This window comes from Chloroflexus aurantiacus J-10-fl (assembly GCF_000018865.1).
GTDB lineage: Bacteria > Chloroflexota > Chloroflexia > Chloroflexales > Chloroflexaceae > Chloroflexus > Chloroflexus aurantiacus.
The window spans coordinates 3,603,060-3,624,688 of record NC_010175.1 but is presented as its reverse complement, the minus strand read 5'-3'; the positions used below and the strand labels follow the sequence as shown (position 1 = coordinate 3,624,688).

The window sequence follows — 21,629 nt, the reverse complement described above, 5'->3', positions numbered from 1 at the left end:
GTGTTGGCCTATACAAATCTGTCTGCTCATTTCGCTTTGCTCTATTCTCCTAGAAAGCCAGACTATGCACGAGGTTGCTTCACGACCGGGCCGTTTCGGTCCCTACGGTGGGCGATACGTCCCAGAAACGCTGATGCCGGCGGTCAGTGCTCTGGAAGAGGCGTATACCGCGGCAATAGCCGATCCCGCCTTCTGGGCGGAGTTGAACCGGCTCCACCGCACCTATACCGGCAGACCCACACCACTAAGCTTTGCTGCCCGCCTGACCGCGCACTGTGGCGGTGCGCAGATTTATTTGAAGCGTGAAGACCTGGCCCACACCGGTGCGCACAAGATCAACAATGCACTCGGCCAGGGCTTGCTGGCCAAACGGATGGGGAAACGACGGGTGATTGCCGAGACCGGTGCCGGTCAGCATGGGGTTGCCACAGCCACCGTCTGCGCGCTGTTGGGGCTAGAGTGTGTGGTCTACATGGGTGTTGATGATATGGCGCGCCAGCAGCCCAATGTCTTCCGCATGCGCCTGCTCGGTGCCGAGGTGCGCGGCGTCAGCAGCGGCTCACGCACCCTCAAAGACGCGATCAACGAAGCGATGCGCGACTGGGTCACCAATCCTGACAGTTACTACCTGTTGGGTTCGGCCCTCGGCCCGCACCCCTACCCAACAATGGTGCGCGACTTTCAGCGGGTGATCGGTCTGGAAGCGCGCGAGCAGATTCTGGCCGAAACCGGACGCCTGCCCGATGTGGTGGTCGCCTGTGTTGGCGGTGGATCGAATGCGATTGGCATCTTCCATCCCTTCCTGGACGATCACGGTGTGGCGCTCCGCGGGGTAGAGGCCGGCGGCAAAGGTGAACGCCTCGGCGAACATGCAGCCCGCTTCCGCGCCGCTACGCCCGGTGTGTTGCAGGGCACCTATTCCTACGTCTTGCAAGACGAGGCCGGCCAGATCGCGCTCACTCACTCGGTCAGCGCCGGGCTTGACTACGCCAGCATCGGCCCTGAGCACGCCTGGTTGCACGACAGCGGGCGCGCCACTTATACCGCGGCCAGCGACGATGAGGCGCTGGCGGCGTTCCAGTTGCTGGCTCGCCTGGAAGGGATCATCCCGGCCCTGGAAAGCGCCCATGCGGTTGCTGAAGCCATTCGCCTGGCGCCAACGATGCGCCCCGACCAGATCATTCTGGTCAATCTGTCAGGCCGCGGTGACAAAGATATCTTTACCGTTGCCGGGTTGTTGGGGGTATCAATCTGAACTTGAAGGGCGCGGAGCAGCGCGTATGACAACGACTGTCATTCTGAACCCGGCAGCCGGGCGTGGCCTGGCTGGTCGGCGGCGACACATCATCGAGGCGGAACTACGCAAGCACAATCTGGAATTCGAGATCTTCACCACCCATGCCCGCGGCGGTGCCACTGAACTGGCGATTCAGGCGATCAACCGCGGCAGCACGCAGATCGTCGCCGTAGGTGGCGATGGCACCATCAACGAGGTTGTCAACGGCATCGTCGAAGGGGGCAAGCGCACAGCGGTCACCTTCGGCATCATCCCACTCGGCACGGGCAGTGACTTTGTCAAATCACTGCCCGGCGTCAAACCGAACGACATCAGTGCCGCCGTTCAACGCCTGGCCGCCAACCAGACCCAGGCCATTGATGTCGGACGGATTCGGGTCACTGCCGGACGGCTCACCCTGACCCGCTACTTTATCAATGGGCTAGGCATGGGGCTTGACGCCGCCGTCGCCGTTGAAAGCCTCAAAATCCCCTACCTGCGTGGCTTTGCCGTCTACCTGATCTCCGTCTTACGGGCACTGGCTACCTACCGTCCCGGCCCGATGACCGTGCGTTTCGACGGACAGCAGATCAGCCGGCAACTCTTCTTTGCCAGTGTCGGCAACGGTCGTTGCCAGGGGGGCGGTTTCTGGATCACCCCTGACGCCAGACTCGACGATGGTCTGCTTGATCTGTGCATTGTTGATACGATGCCGATTCCAAGGGCACTACGCAAGATTCCGCTGCTGATGCGCGGTGTGCACGCCAACGAACCAGAAGTCACGATGGCGCGGGCACGTCGGATCGAGGTCACCTGCCCCACCCCCATCCCGGTCGCCACCGACGGCGAAGTCGTCGCCACCGCAGCCCAACGGGTTGAGGTAGAGGTGGTGCCACGGGCGGTGAAGTTGCTGGTGTAATCCCACTTTGCGGAATGGTGGGGGGGGAGTGGGGAATGGGGAGGTGAGGGATCACCCCCACCCCAGCCCGCCCCCGCTGGGGGCGGGAGTATACCCCCCAACTCCTCCCCCCAGCGGGGGAATACCCCCCCAATTCCTCCCCCCAGCGGGGGAATACCCCCCAATTCCTCCCCCCAGCGGGGGAATACCCCCCCAATTCCTCCCCCCAGCGGGGGAATACCCCCCAATTCCTCCTCCCAGCGGGGAAATACCCCCCCAATTCCTCCCCCCAGCGGGGGGAGGCCAGGAGGGGGGGCAAGTGACCGGAAATCATACGGAGCACGCCCATCTTCCCACTCCCCCGATGGGGGTGAGAGCCGGCCTGGTATCACTCCTCAAACGCGCAATTCGTAAACTTCAGTGTTTTGCCATTCTCGGTGACAATCCGCACGATCTGATCCGAGGCACCGTTTGGCAGCCTGGCTTCGATCTCCAGCGTTACGGAGACCTCCGCACCGGGTTGATTGACGAGGTGCGCAATTACTTCTTCGGCGATCCGGGCAACATCGCGACCGGCACGGATGGGGTCAAGGCGCACCGTGCCGTAGAAGCGCCGCCGTACCGGCGTCGGCGCCGGCGTCGGCTCCGATGGAGGCAGAGGCGGCGGTGGGGGCGGTACAATGGGATCGGGTACGTCTGGATCGCGGATAACGGGCACCACCGGCTTCGGCCCACGCTCGATCTGGCGGCGGGCAACGTCGGGCTTGACTAGCATGCCACCACTCTCCACGGATAGCGTGATCTGTTGGCCAGCGACCAGACCCACATAGCGTTCGTTCGCGGCGTCGTACCCTTCAGCGTAGGCAAATGTCTCTTCTGCCCACGTCAGTCGTGCCAGCCCATCGTTAATGGCTCGGATCAGCACCGATGGCCCGGCGAGGCGCGGCAGATAGAGGTAGGTGGCAAAGTATTTGATCAGTTGTTGCAGACCCACGTGGGGTGCGTCACGATCCCACAACGGCACCTCGTCCAGGTATTTGCGCAGCATCGTTGGCCCGAAGCTGGTGAGCAGTAGCTCTTCGGCGCGCAGTTTTTTGTACGCACGCGCAGCCAGGAAATCATTGCCGGACAGACGAAACGCTTGCCACGAGATCGGTTCCTGGGGTTTGCCCTGTTCGGGAACCAGCAACCAGCAGTAGGTTTCGGGAATCCGTGCATCCACGGTTTGATCGGCGCTCTGGCGTTGCGTCTCGGCCTGTTTGACCTGAAACGGCGACAGGTTGAGGACCTCACGCTCGGCCAGGATCGAGTCCCAGGCCAGGAATTTCCGCAGCGCATCGTCTAAATCCTGCCAGCGCACGCCATCGGCAGCCAGAAAGACCAGCGTATTTCGGAACAGACGAGGTGTGCTACCGCGCGATTCCAGGATCGCCTGCGCTTCCTGCTGCGCCGGGTTGGTGGCGTCTTTGCGGTACGGAGACTCGACCGGCAACACCACCAGGCGCGTCTCAAGATCATCAGGCACATCCGCCCCCGAACGCGGCAGGGGATGCACGCGGGCGAAGCCGCCCAGATTCCGCAATTCGGCACGCAGGCGCTTCTCCAGTTCGATAAACACGCTGTCGGGGTTGCGGCGAAGTTGGTCCGCCCGATCCTCGGCCAGCCTGGTCACGGTGGGTTGGGTGTCGTACCAGTAGCGGCTGCCATCCTGATATAGATACGTTGCTGCTCCTGCCAGCCGGCGCAGGGCATCGCCAAAGACTGCCGGTGACTCGCCCGGCATGACACAGCCGAGTTTCACCCGCCGATCCTCCAATCCACGCTGGGCAGCAGCGGTCTTCGGCGCCGAACCGAGGTAGATGGTGCGGGCGACGCGGCGGGTTGCCGATAGCCTGCCGAGGTTGGTAACGTCACTGTCAATCCTGGCCGGCAGTGACTGCGGGCCGTCTACGTCCTTTTCGATAATCGGTGTCCAGTTGTCGGACAGGTAGCGCGTTAACTCAAACTGTACCCGTGGATCGTCCATCGGGATGGTTGAGGGGAGGATGAGCGGGCTGCGATCCCCTTTTTCCCACAGACAGTGAATGACGGCGGCCATCAACCGCAATACGCCACGGGTGCGCTGAAACTTCACCAGCGTTGACCAGTCTTCGTAGAGGCGGTCGAAGACCTCTGGGTGAATCGGGTACGCCGATGCAATGCGGCGTTCGTAGTCGCTGGTGCGGCATTCCGGCGGAAATTCAGCCTGATTCGTGCGATACAGTTCGGCAAACGCCTGTACCGTCACATCGCGATATTTGTACGCTTGCGGCGAGTCGAGTGGCTGGAACAGGCGGCGTCGGACAATCTCAAACCCTTCTTCGGCAGTCGCCGGACGCCACGCCGACTCGACCCGTCCGATCACATTCCGCAGCCGATCCAGCGCTTCTCGCCCGCGCAGACCACCAACTTCCACATCATCAACGTGCGACGAGGTAGCGGTGTCGGACGCGGGGAGCGAGATGACCAGCAAACAGTTCCCGGCCAGCTTCGCCGACTCGGTCAACGCCTGGGCAAACGAGAACTGGGTCTCGAAACTCCCGCCAGGAAGATCGCTCTGGTCGTGGAGCTGCCGGGCATAGGCCACCCATTCGTCAATCAGGATCAGACAGGGGCCGTAACGCAGAAACAGCTTCCGCAGCGTATCGCCGGGACTGGTCGCACGTTCGTCGTCGGCCCGAATCTGCTCGTAAGCGTCACGCCCGCCCAGTTGCCACGCCAGCTCGCCCCAGAGCGTGCGAATCACCGTGCCATCAGGTTTCAGCGTCGGATTGCCGGGCGAGATTTTGTTGCCGACCAGCACCACCCGCCGCACGGACGGCAACGAACTCACCCCGGCCTCAGCCATCACCTCATCAACGCCAGGGAGCATGCCCGGCTGCACACCGGAAAAGAGATGGTACAACGCCAGCATCGAGTGGGTCTTGCCACCGCCGAAATTGGTCTGCAACTGGACAACCGGATCGCCGCCCTTGCCGGATAAGCGCTCGACGGCGCCGACCAGCAGGCGCTTCAGACTCTCGGTGAGATAGGTGCGACGAAAGAACTCGACCGGATCGCGATACTCATCACTCCCTTCACCGAGATGCACCTGCCACAGATCGGCAGCAAACTCTGCCTGCTGATAGCGCCCACTGGCAACATCGGGGTGCGGAATCACCACCTCGCGCCACGGGCGCAGCCCCCCGCTCGCCGCTACCTCGATCAGCGAACCGCCGGCTTTGCGCTTCTCACTCCGCACCTGTTCATCAAAGCGCGACCGCAACAGCTCCATCTTCATCCGCTCTATCTCGTCCGCCTGCGGAGCAGAAATAGCGCTCAGCAATCGCGCCGCCGAATCGAGCACGCGGTAGGTATCATCACTCGAAAACGTCTCCTGGTGCGCCCACTTATTCCGCCACTCGCGCAGCTCACTCACCAGACTACGTTCAGTAAAACCGAGGGTCTTGCGAAAGACATCATTCCACTGCTCCCACATCATCCTGAGCAGCACGGCCACATCGAGGTTCGGCGTATCGTCATCGACCCAGCTCAGCTCGTTGCGCCAGTTGCTGGTGACGGTCGTTACCCAGTACTTACCGTACTGCGTCTGCAACTCCCGTTCGACGAAGGGGCGCAAACCCTGCCGCAGCAGGTCAAGTGCTTTGCCGATCCGTTCCTGGTTGGTGATGGCCATAGATAACTCCTCTTCTGGCAAGATGGACTACTCAGACTGGCAAACCTGAACGACCTGGACGTTGTGCATTGCGAGCAATTGTCGGTAGTGAACCCAATCACTGTCAACTGCATTGTAGACAGGCGGATGTGATGGACAGGCACGGGCAACAGCGACAAATTTCCGGTCAGAGCGATCAAAACGTGCAAGTGCCGGATCGTCCGGAAACTCAGCAAATTCGCGCCCGTCTCCTACCGGAGTAATTGCTACCTGACGACACCGCTGCGGATTAGCCAGATTGGTCAGCACCCACTTCAGAAACCTGTCGCCAACTCCAGGCTGGCCCTCCTGTCTGAGATGTTGTTTGTATTCTTTGATAATCCGCCAGCCACTATCAATCACCAGTATACGTTGATCTTCTGTAAACTCGCGGAGAAACTGCTTACATTGCAGCACACACGCAGGTGACGCCTGAACAGCACGTTCATTAGCCACAACAGGGATATTCGTATCAACAATCGCTTCCTGAATCATCACACCTGCCCCAACTGACGTTTCATCGCTGCTTCACTCATTGCCAGCAGATCACCCATCTCGTCACCGAAGAAATCCTTTGGCCAGTTGGTAATGTTGCCATACGGATCGAGGTGCAAACGCTGAATGTGCGACACTCCCTCTGCATCGGTTGTGCAAACATAGAGAGCAGCCTGATCGGATGGCAACACGTCTTCCGCAATCCGACGTTGCAGTCGGCGTAGCAGATGCTCACTATGGCTTTCCACAATGATCTGCACGCCTCGCGTTTTGACTGCATCAATGAGAACGTCGGCCAGGTCTGCCTGCGCCCGTGGATGGAGATGAATTTCCGGGTGTTCAAGAATAACGATAGAGCCTTTTGGGACATAGTAACAGAGTGTGATCACCGGTAACATTTGGGAAATGCCAAACCCAACATCGGTCATCAACACCTCCGGCGCTTGCTGAGCACGGCGCACCCAAACCTGAAAGAGAGAAGCGCCCGGAGCTACCGCACGCACAGCAAAATCTGCAATCAGTTCCATGGTTTTGAGCCATTCGGCGACCCTTGTCTCCAGCGCTGACGGTTGATCGCTATCCGTGCCGGATGCGACATCTGAAGACAAACGAGAGGCCAGCAGCGCCTCAATCACGCGCTCACCCCGATACCCCACACCTGTGGGTGGCGTGCCTGACCAGGTGTACTGCCGACGCGGATATTCGCGTAATGGGCCGAGGTACGTCATACGGCGGCAGAGTTGTTCCAGGGCAAACTCAAGATCGGTTAGAAAGCTCACATGTTTATAATACTTTTGTACCTCATCCGGAAATCCGTAACACTTCACGGGTGACGGCAGGCGCGGGGACTTGCGGGAAGGCCGGCTAAACAAACCTGCCGGGTCACTGTACAGCTCATACTCCTGCTTTACCCGATCTCGCAAACGCATACCCAGCGTATAACCGGCAAGTTGATACGCCATCTCCTCAACTACTGCGCGACCGTGGGATGCCTGAGCTTGCAGGTTCGGCGTACTGTCGCTATGCTGATGCCATCCGATACGCGCCTGAAATGCAAGTTCTCGTGCGGGAAGATGGTCACCGTTCTTCCGTCCCGGTAGTGCAATCGTCAGGTCTGGTGGCAATTGCCACGCGATCCGCCAGAAGAGCGATTGTGTTTGCTCGTGTCGATGCAGCAGATCGGGAAATGTACCTGCATCAACCGGACTGTGCGTATCGCCAAGGTTCAGCACCTGTTGCCGATCCGATGACTCGGTTGTCTGCTTCAGTAAGAGGAGAAGCTGAAGCAGACTGGTTTTACCTGAGCTATTACTGCCGAAGAACATCGTGATCGGGGCACACGCGATCCATTCGCTTGCACGCCACGACTTGAAATGACGCACCTCAACCCCCGTTAGCATCCCCACTCCCTTCCGCTACAGCTCCATCCCCTGCTGCACCGACATTCCTTCAGCGCGCTCCCCCGCCAGCCGCACCACCTCACCCCAGCTCTGCACCAGCGCATTGTACGACAACGCCTCATCAGCCCACTTCTTGCGCTCGCAGATGCTGTACAGGCGATAGGCCAGTTCACGGGCCACCTCCGCCCGACTGCCCAGCCTGGTCAGCAGGGCGGCAGTCGCCACTTCCCCACCGGTCTCCAGCACCCGGATAAGCTGATGCACCACCTCCCAGTGCGTACAGCGCGCATCGCGGGCCGGGTCCCAATCGGCGGGCAACTCGGCGGGCCGGAACAGCCGCACCTTCCCCCGCTTCGCCTCCAGAATCCCCGCCGCAACCAGCCCATCCACACTGGTATTCTTCGCCTTCGAGAGCGTCTCGGCGACACCAAACTCACCCTCGCTGAAGCCATACTGCTCGAACCAGGCCAGCGCCCAGCGCGTATCGGCGTCGAAATCACCCTCCTGCTCGGCCAGCGTCTCGTCCAACACCTGATTGATCAGCGCCAGCGCCTCGCGCACCGTCACCGGCTGGCCCTGCGCGTCCAGCACCTGCGCGTAGCGCGAATAGACCGCCATACCGGGACCAATCGCGGCCTGGGCCAGGTCTACCGGCGCAATATTGCCCGCCTGCAACTCGCGCAGGGCACGGGGCAACTCCGCTTTCAGCGCCTGCACAAACGCGCGCCGCGTCGCCACCGGCGCATCCGCCGGACGCTGCCGGCAGACCAGGACGATGCTGGAGGCCAGGGCGTTGGTGTCCTTTCCAAGCATGCGATTGCTCAGTTCCGTGCGCATCGGCCAGGTACCACTGATGGCAAAGCCGGCGCGGATGACGGCAGACAGGAAGGTTTCCCAGCCGGTGCTGACGACGCCTGAGAGGGCGGGGGTCTCGCCCGCATGTTCCTGATGCGCGCCGGAGGCGCGCGCTCCCAGCTCTCCCGGCACTCCCGGCTCCGCCGTTTCACGCTGTTTGAAGGCGTAGTAGATGGTGACCGGAAATGCCGGGTGGGCCTGGGCAGCCAGGCGCTGGAGTGCCGTCGTCATCCCGTCCATAAAAAACCGCTCGGCAGCGGCTTTGCTACCGTGGCGGTAGGGCGTGGCTACCAGCTCCTCCGCTTTGGGCACGGCCACGGTGGCGAAGAGATCGGGGTAGACCGAGCGCAGCGTCCTGCGCAGCCAGACGTAGAAGAAGTCGGAGAGGTCGGCGTAGCCGATGTTGTCGAAATAGGGCGGGTCGGTGGAGATGATTTTGTTGGTGCTGATGGTTTGGTTTGCGGCGTCGGCCTGGAATGCCTGACCAAGAGCTTTCGCAGGAGCAACATGCAAAAACTCTACTACCCATTCCAGAAGCGCACTAAAGTTGCCTGTGGAGTCTGAGAAAACGTTAGCCTCTGCATAGTCCCACATCATTGGAATAGCTTGTCTACCAAAGGTATTCCTTATTTTTACAAATCCTGTATCCCAACTACAGATGGATGAAGATCTGTCACTGAGTCTGTCAACACCCAACGCCAAATACACCCCCACTGCCTCAGCGTAAGCCTGGGCATCGGCGTCGTTCTGCTGGGAGTGTGCGCCGGAGGCGCGCGCTCCCAGTGCCTGAAGGTAGTCGGCTTTCACCCGCTCCATCGCCTCTCCCACCAGGTCGGCAAACGTGGTCAACGCCACAAGCTGGCGTGGGGTGAAGAGGTCGGCCCATGTGAAAAATCCATACCCCCGGCCACTCACCAGGTCTCGTGTTTCTCTATTCATCGGTAAATCCGGCTTCCACGCCGGCTGCGCCTGGCGGGCGATCTCCTCATGCTCCGGCATCGGCGGTAGATACACCCGCCCACGCGGCCCCTCGGCCACAATCGCCAGCAACCGCGCACCCATCCGCCCGGCACATCCCTCAGCTTTGATGTAGTCCCCTGTTATCGGCATCCCCGACAGCAGGCACTCGAAGTTGGCACCACGGGCCAGTTTCGTTCCCCGCTTCACCCGCTCCGGGTCCCGGGGCTTACCCACCTTCACCGTGAAGCGGTAGGTATCACCTGCAATGACCGGCTCGACGTAGGCTTCCTTTCCCGGTTTGGTTGAGAGCATAAATGTCGATGCCAGCGGCACATCCACGTGGGCAAACGCCGGGTTGGGGCTTTTTACCGTCCGTGCCCACAGCCAGGCAATCACCGTGAGCTGCTGCCCCACCAGTGGTTGCAGATCGGGCCGATCCGCCGCCAGCTCCGCCGTGATTGTCACCTTTGGGTAGAGCTGCCCGATCCGCCGTTCGGCCTCATCGCGCATCCATTGCCCGTAATAGCGTACATCGGCGGCTAACCCCTGTGCGCCCTTGTAGGAAATAGGAGATAGAAGAGAGGAAATAGGCTGCTGCTGAAGGACAGTGCCAGGCTCCGTGACCGCAATCCTATTGCTCATTCCAGCCGACGATGACGACGCATGGTCGTCAGCATCCGGCCCACTTCGTCTATCAGTCCATTCAGCAGTGCTGTCTCTGTCTCCGGAAACCAGCCGATCTGAATGCAAAGTATCAACAGTGTTTCCAATTCTGCCAGTGACCCCTGGGCGATTGCCAGAAACTGCCCCTTCTCCTTGTCCGACTCCCGCGTCCAGCCCTCGGCGATGTTCGCCGGAATCGACACCGCTGCCCGGGTCATCTGCGCTCGCATCCCGTAGGTCTCCTCGCGTGGCAGGAACGCTACCAGACGGTAGACTTCCCGTGTGGCTGCCATCGCCTTCTGCCACACGATAAGTTCCTTGTAATGCATCAACGTCTCCCTCTCCACCCCCACTGCTTACACTTCCTCTCTCCCCCCTATCTCCTACCTTCTCCCCCCTATCTCCTATCTTCTCCCCCCTACCTCCTACCTCCTCCCCCCTATCTCCTATCTTCTCTCTCCTATTTTCTGGATTGACCGGGGGCTGATCACGAAACCGAGGCGGTAGCTCAATCATCGCCTTATTGATGAGCACCGCAACCGGATTCAAGTCACTGGCATACGCTTCCAACCCCAACCGCTGCGCTTCGAGCGGAATCGCCCCGCCACCCGCGAACGGGTCGTGAAACGCCGGCAAGCGGTCGGGGTTGAACAGCTCCGCCGCACGGGGATGCTGCGCGTTATCCCGGCACGTCCGTCGCCAGCTCTTCCAGATTTCCTCCCGCGCTGCGGCAAGCAGCGCCTCGTCGGTCGTGTTCTCCCACTTCACCAGTCGCTCGATCAGCCGGAACAGCCGTTGGCGCTCGGCGGCCTGCGCTTCCGGCGTCGGAAACTCCTCCGGCACCGCCGATGGGTCGTCCACCAGTTGCGCAAACAGCACTGCCCGCGCCGCCGCCAGCGGGCGCCGCGCCCACCACAGGTGCAGCGTCGAGGGGTGGCCGTGGCGAATGGATTTTTCACGGGCACTTTCGGCATTAATTTTCTCCAGTGGCAGTGCCACCTCGATCAGCTTACGGCGACGATGAATGCTGGTCATTGTGGTTCCTCTCCCCGGCTGAGCAATTCGGTCACCTGATACTGGACACTGGTCACGCCGAAATCCGGTTCACGCCGGAAGGGGTGGCGGATGTAGCGCACCTGATACCGGTCGTCCGGCTGGAAACTCACCAGCGCCAGAATGTAGTCGTCGGGTTTATTGAGTGCGGTCAAAATCTCGTTTCGGGTCACCGTGATCGTATCGGCGTCGGCCCGGCGCCCCTTGACTTCAATGAAGCGCAGCCGACCGGTGCGCGGGTCGCGGCTTTCAATATCGTAGCCGAGCCGGTCCCATTCCCGATCCGATGGCTCGTAGCCCAGGCTGCGCTCGATCTCCATCACAATGGCACGCGCCCGCGCCGCAATCGCCTGCGTATCCGTCGGTTGGGATGGGATGGTGGATGACCGACCGGTTAGCGCGTCCAGCAGCCCACGCGGGATAATCAGCGCCCCACCAACCAGCACGGGCGGTAGGGGCGAGAGTTGGGACTCGCGATCAAGCTCATCCATCCGCTGTTTGAGCCGGATTTCAAGATCGTCGGCTCGCTTCCGCGCCTCTTGCCAGTTAAGCCGGGCATTCCGTTTTCCGGCCTGCTCGTCCAGTTTCCATTCCTCGGCGCGACGATCCCAGTAGATAATCTCTTTGGTCAGCCGATCCTGCACGGCAGCCCGCGTCTTCGCAATCCAGGCCAGCCGTCGCTCGCGCACCTCGCGGATGTGTTCAGGCACCATCTGCGCAATCACATCCTGCATCACCCGCTGCTCCAGATCATGCGTCACCCAGGCCACATCAGGGTGCGCCAGTATGGTTGCAGCATCGGGTTCGTCGGCAGCGAGTGGGCGGTAGTCGAGGTACGGCGCATACTGGAGATGCCGGGTACGACCGTGGGCATCAATTTCGACCGCCAGCATCCGGCGCGACACCGTCCGCCGCTCGCCCGACGGCAGCAGGCTGGCGTCCTGAATGGCATGTTCGACGATGCAGAGCACCCGTGGTTCGCGCCCGACATCCCGCTCATCAACCAGGATCGCACCACGCTTGAGCAGATCACGGTGCTGTTCGAGCGTCAGGTCAATCACAGCATCGAGCAGCGGATGACCGGGGCACACGAAGGCAGCCAGTGGGCGACCCATCGGGGCGATAAGATCTTTCTCGAAGCAGATGCGCTCGTAGCGCGGGAGCACCGGATTACCGCTCCCGATCTGGCGATTGCGATTGCGTACCACTGCCGGCACGTGAGTTACCTCGTAGCGCCGGGGTTCGCGTTCGCGCACCGTACCGCCGAGCCGGCGAAACGCCGCGAGAAAGAACGACTCAATGTAATGCGGTTGTAGCCGCCGCGCTGCCGCCCGCTCCATCTCTACCCGGATACGGGCCACCCGACTGACATCCATCACATCGTGGGCCAGCGCCCGCTCTTCCAGCAACGCCTGCAACCGCTCCTTATCCACGGCGTTTTCAACTACCTGCGACAGCCGGGCGCGCACCTCCGGCTGATCACCGTAGCGGATCGCCTCGATCATCAGATCGCGCAGCGGGCGACCGTCGAACTGGAGCTTACCGAGCACGTCGAAGACCTTGCCACCGAGCGCCCGCCGCGCCTCTTCCAGCTTATCGAGCAGACGGCGGTACACATCGCCTTCGCGGGTCTCATCGGCCACCAGATTCCACAGGAAACAGACCTCGGTCTGCCCGATACGATGAATCCGGCCAAAGCGTTGCTCCAGCCGGTTCGGGTTCCAGGGCAGATCGTAATTCACCATCAAATGAGCGCGTTGCAGATTAATCCCTTCACCGGCGGCATCGGTCGCCACCAGCACCCGCACAGCGGGATCGTGCAGAAACTGCTCCTGCGCCTTCCGGCGCTCCTCGCGCCCCATCCCACCGTGGATCACCACAACCGCATCTGGCCGACCGAACAAACCGTTGATCTTCCGCTCCAGGTAGGTTAGCGTATCACGGTGCTCGGTAAAGACAACCAGCTTCTGCGTCGGCGACGGTTTCGGCTTCGGAGCACCATCGGCATCATACGGCGTATGCGCCTCGGCGATCTGCGGCGCGAGCGCAGCGGGCGTAAAAATCTCACCGAGCAGCGCCGACAACTCGCGCCACTTGGTATCAACCCCCTGGCGACGCACCGCATCAGCCTGCACCTCCAGCGCCCTCAACGTATCAATCTCACGCCGCAACTCAGCAATCGTGCGTGCTGCCGTCGCCTGATCGAGCACATCCTCCTCAATCTGTGCCAGCTCACTCTCAGGCGCCTCTTCGAGTTCGTCAATATCTTCCCGACTGAGATCGGGCATCGAACTGGTGACCTGCACCTCACGTTGTTCCAGCTCCAGCTCGCGCAGACGCCGCTCCAACCGCTCACGCCGGCGCCGCAGCGATTGATAAATCGCTTCTGGTGACGAAGCCAGTCGCCGCTGCAGAATAGTCAGGGCAAACCCCACCGTCCCTGATCGGCGGTCATTTTGCAATGCATCGGCGCGGTTAAATTCCTCGCGCACATAGGTCGTCACGTCGTGGTACAGCCGCGCCTCCTCAGCAGAGAGACGGTACGGCACGGTGTAGGCAATTCGCTCCGGAAAGAGCGGCGTCCCATCAAACTTCAGCAGATGCTCTTTCGTCATCCGCCGCATCAAATCGGAGACATCAACCTGATGGACACCATCGCGGAAACGACCCTCAAACCGATCAGCATCAAGCAGCGCAAGAAAGAGCTGAAAATCCGCTTCCTTGCCGTTGTGCGGTGTGGCCGTCATCAGCAGAAAATGCCGGGTCAGACGAGAAACGAGCTGACCGAGCTGATAGCGTTTGGTGTACTTAATCTCACCGCCGAAGAAGCTGGCCGACAGCTTATGCGCCTCATCGATCACCACCAGATCGTAGCGGTTATCAGGAGCAGCGAGCTTCGCCTGCGCCTGTTCATCGCGGGCCAGCTTATCGAGGCGGGCGATCACCAGCGGATGTTCCAAAAACCAGTTCCCGGTGCGGGCCGCTTCCAGACCATCGTTGGTCAGAATCTCGAACGGCAAATGGAACCGGCGGTCGAGTTCATCCTGCCACTGCTCAACCAGATTACCGGGACAGATAACCAGACAGCGTTGCAAATCACCGCGGGCGATCAACTCCTTCATCAACAACCCGGCCATAATCGTCTTCCCGGCGCCGGGGTCATCGGCCAACAAAAAGCGCAACGGCTGGCGCGGCAACATCGCCTCATAGACAGCGGTAATCTGATGCGGCAACGGTTCCACCAGCGACGTATGCACGGCCAGCAGCGGATCGAACAGATAAGCCAGCCGAATCCGATGTGCCTCAGCGACCAGCCGAAAGAGCGATCCATCGCCATCAAAACTCCAGGGTCGCCCCTGCTCAACCAGCTCCAGGCGCGCTTCATCACTGCGATACAGCAACTGATCGGCCACCTTCCCGCTGGGATCGCGATACACCAGCGTCAACGCCTCCGTCCCGTACCACTGTACACTCACCACCGTCACCGGCGTATCGGGCAGAATACCGCGAATCGTCACCCCAGGTTTCAAATCATCGAGCGCCAGCAACGTCTCTCCCCGTTCCTATCACGTAGAAAACACTCCTGATTTTTATGAATGGTAACACACCATGATTAGCGGTGCATTACAAACCACGTGGTGCCTGCCGCCTGAAGCGGCATACCCTCTAAGGATACCAGAGAAACGGGGGCACGGCATGCCGTGCCCCTACGTCACACCGAACGGATTCTTTGGACGCCGGTAGGGGCGACGCATGCGTCGCCCCTACCACCCGCTGGCGGCCCACCTGAGAACGCTGTGGCACCTGGCACAACCGCCTTCCACGCCCGGTAACATATCACCACATCTGGCGTGTGGCAGCCACCCTACCGCAGCCACCGTCCTCAACGCCGGGCACGTCTCACAACAACACGAACAACGTGTACGTCGCCGGATTGTCGGGGTACGGCATGCCGTGCCCCTCCGCCACACCGAACGGATTCTTTGAACGCCAGTAGGGGCGACGCATGCGTCGCCCCTACTACCCGCTGGTGGCCCACCTGAGAACGCTGCGACACCTGGAACGACCGTCTTCCACGCCCGATAACATATCACCACATCTGGCGTGTGGCAGCCACCCTACCGCAGCCACCATCCTCAACGCCGGGCACGTCTCACACCGGCCACACGAACAACGTGTACGTCGCCGGATTGTCGGGGCACGGCATACCGTGCCCCTACTGCCGCCGATAACAGGCCACCCCACCGCTTCCACCGTCCCCAACGCCGGGCTGCTGTTCTTGCCGACCGCTAATCCTCACCCACAGCGGCAATCACGTGATCGTAATCAACAATCCTCCCACCGCGAGCGGTAAGCGCGATCACGTCGATCCGCCAGCGGGTCGTGGCGGGTAGATCATGCGCCGAAAGATAGTGATACGCCAGCGCAACCAGACGTTGCTGTTTTGCCAGCGTAATCGTCTCCAGCGCGTGCTGATCGTGACGGGTACGAACCTCAACAAAAACGATCTGGTCGCCTTCACGGGCAACCAGATCGATCTCACCATCCCGGCAGCGCCAGTTACGAGCGATGATTGTATATCCGCATCGTTCCAGATACGCTGCTGCCGCCTGTTCACCAACTTCGCCTAACCGACGCTTAGGTGTAGGCATACTTTCGCCAGACATCGTGCCGTTCCAGCTCGCCGAGCAGGGCAAACGCCAGATACTGCGGCTGGCGCGGTGTCGAGAGCAGTACCATGTTGGCCTGTTCGGGAGTACGCCCACCCTTGCGGTGATTACAATCACGACACGCCGTCACCACATTCTCCCAGGTGGTCTGACCTCCTTGCGAGCGTGGAATAACGTGATCCATCGTAAGATTGTTCCGTCCGGGTTGCTGCCCACAATACTGACAGGTCTCACGATCACGGGCAAAAACTGCCCGCCGCGAACAGGGGAGCCTGAGCTGGCGCGGAATCCGAATGTAGCGTACCAGCCGAATAACCAGCGGCACACTGTAGGTCACGGATTGCGCCCGCAACTGCTGCATGGCAGCTTCGACAAGCTCAGCCTTTTCTTGCAGAAGGAGGATAAGCGCACGGCGAACTGAAATTAGTTGCAGTGGCTCGTAACTTGCGTTGAGAACGAGAACTCGCTGTGCCAAGACACAACCCCCTTAACATGAACCGATGTTATCACCATAACAAAGGCTCTTGCCCGGGGGCGTCCTGGCCCCGTGCTAGAGCGGCCTGATGCGGTTTGCGGAAGAAACTGCCCTTATGGCCTGCAACGCCGCACTATCACCGCCCATACTGCGCTGCCCGCGATGACGACTGGCGCAGTAACAGGCTACCTGCCCGGACGGTGCCGGACAGTACAATCTACGGTGTTGTAACGGCGAATGCGCCATAGAATATAGCTTTCCCATAAAACAATCTGAGTAACCGATATAAAAGTAACATATATTTCGCTACTTTGTCAACCCATTACCGATCTATTCTCCCTACCTCACTGAAGATTAAACCGTCAATCAGTTGTTCAACCGGTGCGTGATCGTCGGTGAAGGGTTGGAATTGCGCCATCGCCGGAGTGAATTCACGTAGTGGCCCGAAACTCCCTTCGTACAACGACCAATACATCACCAGTTGCAGCGCTGGTTCGTCGATCTGGGTGGCATTTTCGATAAAGTTGATCACCCCATCGCCAACCGGCTGATTCACCCCGATTAAGATCGCATTACTGAAGCGGGTGTCGATAATATACACCTGTGGAAAGACGGCGATCATTGTTGAAGCCAGCGCATTGACCAGCCGGTCATCACCGCTCGCCGGTCTCCCGGCATTCACGACCGCAACGCCACGAGGAGTGAGTTTCGCTCTGACTTCACGAAAGAATTCGACGGTGGTAAGGTGAAATGGAATGTACGGCTGGTGGTAGGCATCCATCCCAATCACGTCGTATTGGCGGTCGGTGGTTGCCAGCCAGTAGCGCGCGTCTTCGTTGTAGGTGGTGAAGTAGGGTGCCTGGGCCGTACCATCAGCCATGTCGAAGTAGCGCCTGCCCACGTCACTGATCTTCCGATCAATCTCTACCGCATCAATGACGGTATCAGGGCCATAGATAGCCAGAAATTGCTGGGCAATACTCCCCGCGGCAGCACCGAGCAACGCCAGTGAACGCACATCCTCTGGCCGGGTATTGGGGTAGAGGTACGGTGCAACGCTGAAGTAATCCCACGGCCCACCATCGGTGAGGAGATCGAGCGGATCCCCCGTTTCGCGGTATTTGAGCCGGTAAATGGAATGTAACGCCAGCCCTTCGTTGAGGATCAAGACCCGCCGCCGATCAACCACGCCGTCACTGTAGGTTACTTCCTGCTCAGCAACCTGAATGTAGTTGTAATCCGACTCAAATTCGGCAATTAACCGGCAATTACGACAATCAGCAGCTTTAATTGCACCGGTGTTGAGTTGATACGCTCCGGCCAGTAAGATGACCGTCAACACCAGGAATAAGCGTCGCGGATCGCGTAAACCGATCAAACTCAGAACTACCAGAAAGCCGGCAAAGAGAAAGAGCGTGCTGGTGACACCAATCGCCGGAATCAGCACCAGCACCGTCAGGAAGGTACCGGCAATAGAGCCAATTGTTGAGAGCGCCGAGATGGTACCGGCTGTCCGTCCGGCATGTTCAACATCGTCGGCCCGCCGCAACTGCAACCGGATCGCAAAAGGGCCAACCATGGCCATCAGAATGACCGGCACCGCAAAGAGAATGATAACCCCGATCAGCGCTGCCAGAAAACCGCCAGCAGCGACGTTCCGTAGTGCGCCCTGAGCCAGCCCGAGGATTGGACGGGCGATGAAGGGAATGATTGCGCAACTCAGCCCGGCCCAGCCAATGAGTTGAAACAACAATCGCCAGTCTGGCCGGCGGTCGGCCAATGCACCACCCAGACGATAGCCTATCGCCAGGTAGACCAGGGTCATGCCGATAACGACTGCCCAGATCGGTTGTGAAGTGCCGAAGAAGGGTGCCAGCATGCGCGGCATCACCATCTCGATACCGAGCGTGCCAATCCCGGCGAGAAACACGACGGTCAAGAGCAACCGATCATCTACTGTTGCAGTCTCGTGCGAGGGTAACGTTTCCTGAGCCATGCATTATGTCCACAATGTCCGGCGAACACATCTCCGATCTCATCCAACAGAAAACTCGATTATTATGTCAATCAAATAAATATCGAGAAAACACGTTCAAATATCGCATGGAACGCTCTTGAGAGTTCGTAATGCGTTCAATAATCAGTCAGCAGATGCCTGTCACCGAATTGCACTGATGATGAGCCGCTCAAGAAGCTGGAGGAGCAGCATGGCAATAATCGGCGAAAAATCAAACATCCCAAAGTTAGGCATCACACTGCGAATAGGCCCGAGAATCGGTTCCGTAATTTCGTGCAGAAACCGGGTAGCCGGAAAATTACCCTGTGGGTCGATCCATGACGCCAGCACACGTCCCAAAATGGCATAAAACAGGACAGTGAAGAGAATACTGACAAAACTAACCAGAAAGCCTGACATACTACTCCCTCCCATCGGTATCTGCCGACTCGAAGCGAACTTTGACGGCAGCAGCGTGCGCAACGAGACCCTCTGCTTCTGCTAACCGCATCGCTGCTGGCCCAATCCGATTGAGACCACTTCGATTCAGGCCAACCAGCGAGATGATCTTGCGAAAACTATCAACGTTGACCGGTGAAGCATAGCGCGCCGTGCCCTCGGTTGGCATGATGTGTGATGGCCCGGCAACATAATCACCCAGTACTTCAAACGACTCTTCGCCCAGGAAAATACCGCCTGCGTTGCGCACCATTCCGACATACGACCACGGGTCGGCGACCAACAGGCAGAGATGCTCTGGCCCGTAGTCATTGGCCAGCATGAAGGCTGTTGCCAGGTCGGGCACAATCACGATGCCACCACGCCGGGTCACTGCGTCACGGGCAGCCTGTGCATTTGGTGACGGTAATGTGGCAAGCTGTCGTTCGACTTCAACCTGCACCTGTTCGGCCAGCACCGGATCAGGGGTCAATAAAATGGCACTTGCCTCGACATGTTCGGCCTGTGCCAGCAGATCAGCCGCAACCGCCCGCGGGCTGGCTGTGTGATCGGCGATGATCAGGGTCTCGGTTGGCCCTGGCAGACTGACGATTCCTACCGTACCGTACACCAGGCGCATCGCCTGAATGACATACCGATTCCCTGGCCCGGCTATCGTCTCCACCCGTGGAACGCTCTCGGTGCCATAGGCCAGCGCGGCAATGGCCTGGGCGCCACCAACCGCAAACAAGCGATCAACTCCGGCCAGATGCGCCGCTGCCATCACCACCTCAGCCGGTTCACCGGTCGAGCGTTGTGGTGGCGAGCAGACCACAATCTCGCGCACACCGGCGACCCGTGCGGGTACCGCAGCGTGGATCAACGATGACGGGAGCGGGGCTGCTCCACCGGGAACGTAAAGCCCAACTCGATCCAGGGGCCGCACCAACTGCCCCAGTGCTCCTTCGACGCTAAATTCAACCCAGGAGTTGCGCAGTTGCCGTTCATGAAAACGCCGAATCTCGCCGATTGCCAGCAAGAGGGCATGACGTAACGCCGGATCAAGATCGGCTGCCGCCGCAGCCCACCGCTCACGCGGAATTTCAAGCGTTGCCCGATCTACCCCATCGAAGCGTTGCGTATACTCGCGTAATGCGGCATCGCCCCGTTGGCGCACGCCAGCAATAATCCCGGCAACGGCAGTAGTCGTCGCAGCATCGTCATCGAGTGGCATACGCCGCAGAATACCGGCACGGGCAGTATCAATGTCGCGGATGATAGGAACCGTCATGCTGTATCGCTCTCATACGCTACTTAGCTGCATCCATCACGCTGATAGTCATGCAGCTCTGAAACCAATCCTTTCCGTCATTCTACCGCATCCTGGTAACTATGGACGCGCCGCCAGCGTCACCGGGACGGTTACGGACTCGTTATCACGCCAGATCGTTAGCGTAATCTGATCACCAACCTGAAACCGGTCAATAATCCCAACGAGCTGGTCACTCGAGAAGACCGCTTCGTCATTGCAGGCAATGATCACATCACCACCGATCTGCACCGGTAATCCGCGGTACGTGGCAGATGTCGTCCCACCACGCAACCCTGCTACTGCTGCGGGACTCCCTGGTTGCACCGCGCCGATCAACACGCCTCGATCAATCGACAACCCAAAACGCTGCGCAAACAGGGTATCAACCGTGGTCATGCTGATCCCCAGCCAGGGATGATCGTAACGGCCCTGGCTAATCAACGCCGGCACCACCCGCGCCACGGTACTCGCCGGCACCGCATAACCCACCCCCTCGAAATCACGTCCACCCAGGCTAACCGCAATCGCTGTGTTGACCCCGATCACCTCACCGCGCAGGTTCAACAACGGCCCACCCGAATTGCCCGGATTGATTGCGGCATCGGTCTGAATCACATTGGGAATACTGAAACTGCCAAAACTACGGGCCGGTGCACGCAATGTGCGTCCCAGACCACTGATCACGCCAACGGTGAGTGTATTCTGTTCGCCGAATGGACTCCCAATCGCAACCGCAGTCTGACCAACCTGCAACGCGCCACTGTCACCAAGTGGCAGTGGTTCCAGGCCCTCCGGCAGATTAGTTAACCTGATCACAGCCAGATCACTATCGGGATCGCTACCGACCAGATCTGCCAGCACCGTCGCCCCATTGGCAAACCGCACCTGAATGTTCGTTGCACCGGCTACCACGTGGTGGTTGGTAACTATATGGCCCTGCGTATCGAAGAGAAAACCAGACCCCTGCCCAACCAGGCCGTCAGGAGATACTGGTGGATGACCGGGGGGCAAATTCGCACTCTGATCCACAACCACATCGAGGCTGACCACCGCCAGATGAGCACGCTGGTAGAGTGCGATCAATTGCTGCTCAATCTCATTCAAGCCAGCCGTACTTATCACGGCTTCATCGAACGTACTTACCGTCGCCAGCGGCGGCAATGTCGTTGGCGACGGGCCAATCGTTGCTGTGGGCCGCGGCAACTGGCTAACTGGCGTCGGCACCTCGTTTAGTTGTGGACGCGGCGCATTTGCAGAGGTACAACCAGCCACGATGAATATGGCAAACACAATCAAAAGCCGGTGCATAACAGGATCCTCGTTAATGTAGAACAAAAAACAGTAAGCAGATCAGCGACACTATTCTCATCATACCAGGAAACCACCGCTCTCAGTGGGGATGAGG

The 21,629-nt window shown here is 59.7% G+C and carries 14 protein-coding genes and 1 pseudogene; 2 read left to right on the top strand and 13 right to left on the bottom strand.

Features of this window, described 5'->3' with window-relative positions:
* The first annotated feature begins 64 nt into the window (after positions 1–64).
* A complete protein-coding gene (gene trpB, locus CAUR_RS14205; protein ID WP_012258563.1) occupies positions 65–1,255 on the top strand; it encodes a tryptophan synthase subunit beta in 1,191 nt (396 codons plus the stop codon).
* A 25-nt stretch (positions 1,256–1,280) separates the two neighbouring features.
* A complete protein-coding gene (locus CAUR_RS14200) occupies positions 1,281–2,195 on the top strand; it encodes a diacylglycerol/lipid kinase family protein (RefSeq protein WP_012258562.1) in 915 nt (304 codons plus the stop codon).
* Between the two features lie 367 nt (positions 2,196–2,562).
* On the opposite strand, the gene CAUR_RS14195 is transcribed toward CAUR_RS14200, so the two are convergent.
* From CAUR_RS14195 to CAUR_RS14135, 13 genes and pseudogenes are all read right to left on the bottom strand, one after another.
* Positions 2,563–5,889: a Swt1 family HEPN domain-containing protein gene (locus CAUR_RS14195; RefSeq protein ID WP_012258561.1), complete on the bottom strand. Its 3,327-nt coding sequence runs from the start codon at positions 5,887–5,889 to the stop codon at positions 2,563–2,565.
* Between the two features lie 27 nt (positions 5,890–5,916).
* On the bottom strand, positions 5,917–6,402 hold the full coding sequence (locus tag CAUR_RS14190; protein WP_012258560.1) for a hypothetical protein: 486 nt from the start codon (positions 6,400–6,402) through the stop codon (positions 5,917–5,919).
* On the bottom strand, positions 6,402–7,802 hold the full coding sequence (locus CAUR_RS14185; protein ID WP_012258559.1) for an AAA family ATPase: 1,401 nt from the start codon (positions 7,800–7,802) through the stop codon (positions 6,402–6,404). Before CAUR_RS14185 ends, CAUR_RS14190 begins: the two co-directional genes overlap by 1 nt.
* Before the next feature lie 15 nt (positions 7,803–7,817).
* Positions 7,818–10,127 (bottom strand): DUF1156 domain-containing protein, encoded by a 2,310-nt coding sequence (locus tag CAUR_RS14180; protein ID WP_242605143.1) that lies wholly within the window; start codon positions 10,125–10,127, stop codon positions 7,818–7,820.
* A gap of 128 nt (positions 10,128–10,255) precedes the next feature.
* The gene (locus tag CAUR_RS21580) at positions 10,256–10,609 is read right to left on the bottom strand and encodes a four helix bundle protein (RefSeq protein WP_083772630.1); all 354 of its coding nucleotides are present in this window, start codon (positions 10,607–10,609) and stop codon (positions 10,256–10,258) included.
* A gap of 208 nt (positions 10,610–10,817) precedes the next feature.
* A pseudogene (locus CAUR_RS21575) lies at positions 10,818–11,315 on the bottom strand (DUF1156 domain-containing protein); the annotation flags it as partial.
* Positions 11,312–14,881 carry a helicase-related protein gene (locus tag CAUR_RS14165; RefSeq protein ID WP_012258557.1) on the bottom strand — a complete coding sequence of 1,190 codons (3,570 nt, stop codon included), beginning with the start codon at positions 14,879–14,881 and terminating at the stop codon, positions 11,312–11,314. The gene CAUR_RS14165 and the pseudogene CAUR_RS21575, both read right to left, overlap by 4 nt.
* A gap of 741 nt (positions 14,882–15,622) precedes the next feature.
* Complete coding sequence (locus tag CAUR_RS14160) at positions 15,623–15,985, bottom strand: YraN family protein (protein WP_012258556.1); 363 nt, start codon at positions 15,983–15,985, stop codon at positions 15,623–15,625.
* Positions 15,972–16,478 carry an HNH endonuclease gene (locus tag CAUR_RS14155; protein ID WP_012258555.1) on the bottom strand — a complete coding sequence of 169 codons (507 nt, stop codon included), beginning with the start codon at positions 16,476–16,478 and terminating at the stop codon, positions 15,972–15,974. The genes CAUR_RS14160 and CAUR_RS14155 overlap by 14 nt, the downstream gene beginning before the upstream one ends.
* 322 nt (positions 16,479–16,800) lie before the next feature.
* Positions 16,801–18,474 (bottom strand): spermidine synthase, encoded by a 1,674-nt coding sequence (locus CAUR_RS14150; protein WP_012258554.1) that lies wholly within the window; start codon positions 18,472–18,474, stop codon positions 16,801–16,803.
* A gap of 162 nt (positions 18,475–18,636) precedes the next feature.
* Positions 18,637–18,894 (bottom strand): YggT family protein, encoded by a 258-nt coding sequence (locus tag CAUR_RS14145; protein WP_012258553.1) that lies wholly within the window; start codon positions 18,892–18,894, stop codon positions 18,637–18,639.
* 1 nt (position 18,895) lies between these two features.
* The gene (gene hisD / locus CAUR_RS14140; RefSeq protein WP_012258552.1) at positions 18,896–20,203 is read right to left on the bottom strand and encodes a histidinol dehydrogenase; all 1,308 of its coding nucleotides are present in this window, start codon (positions 20,201–20,203) and stop codon (positions 18,896–18,898) included.
* Positions 20,204–20,302: 99 nt separating this feature from the next.
* Positions 20,303–21,532, bottom strand: a complete 1,230-nt coding sequence (locus tag CAUR_RS14135; protein ID WP_012258551.1) for a S1C family serine protease — start codon at positions 21,530–21,532, stop codon at positions 20,303–20,305.
* Positions 21,533–21,629 lie beyond the last annotated feature (97 nt).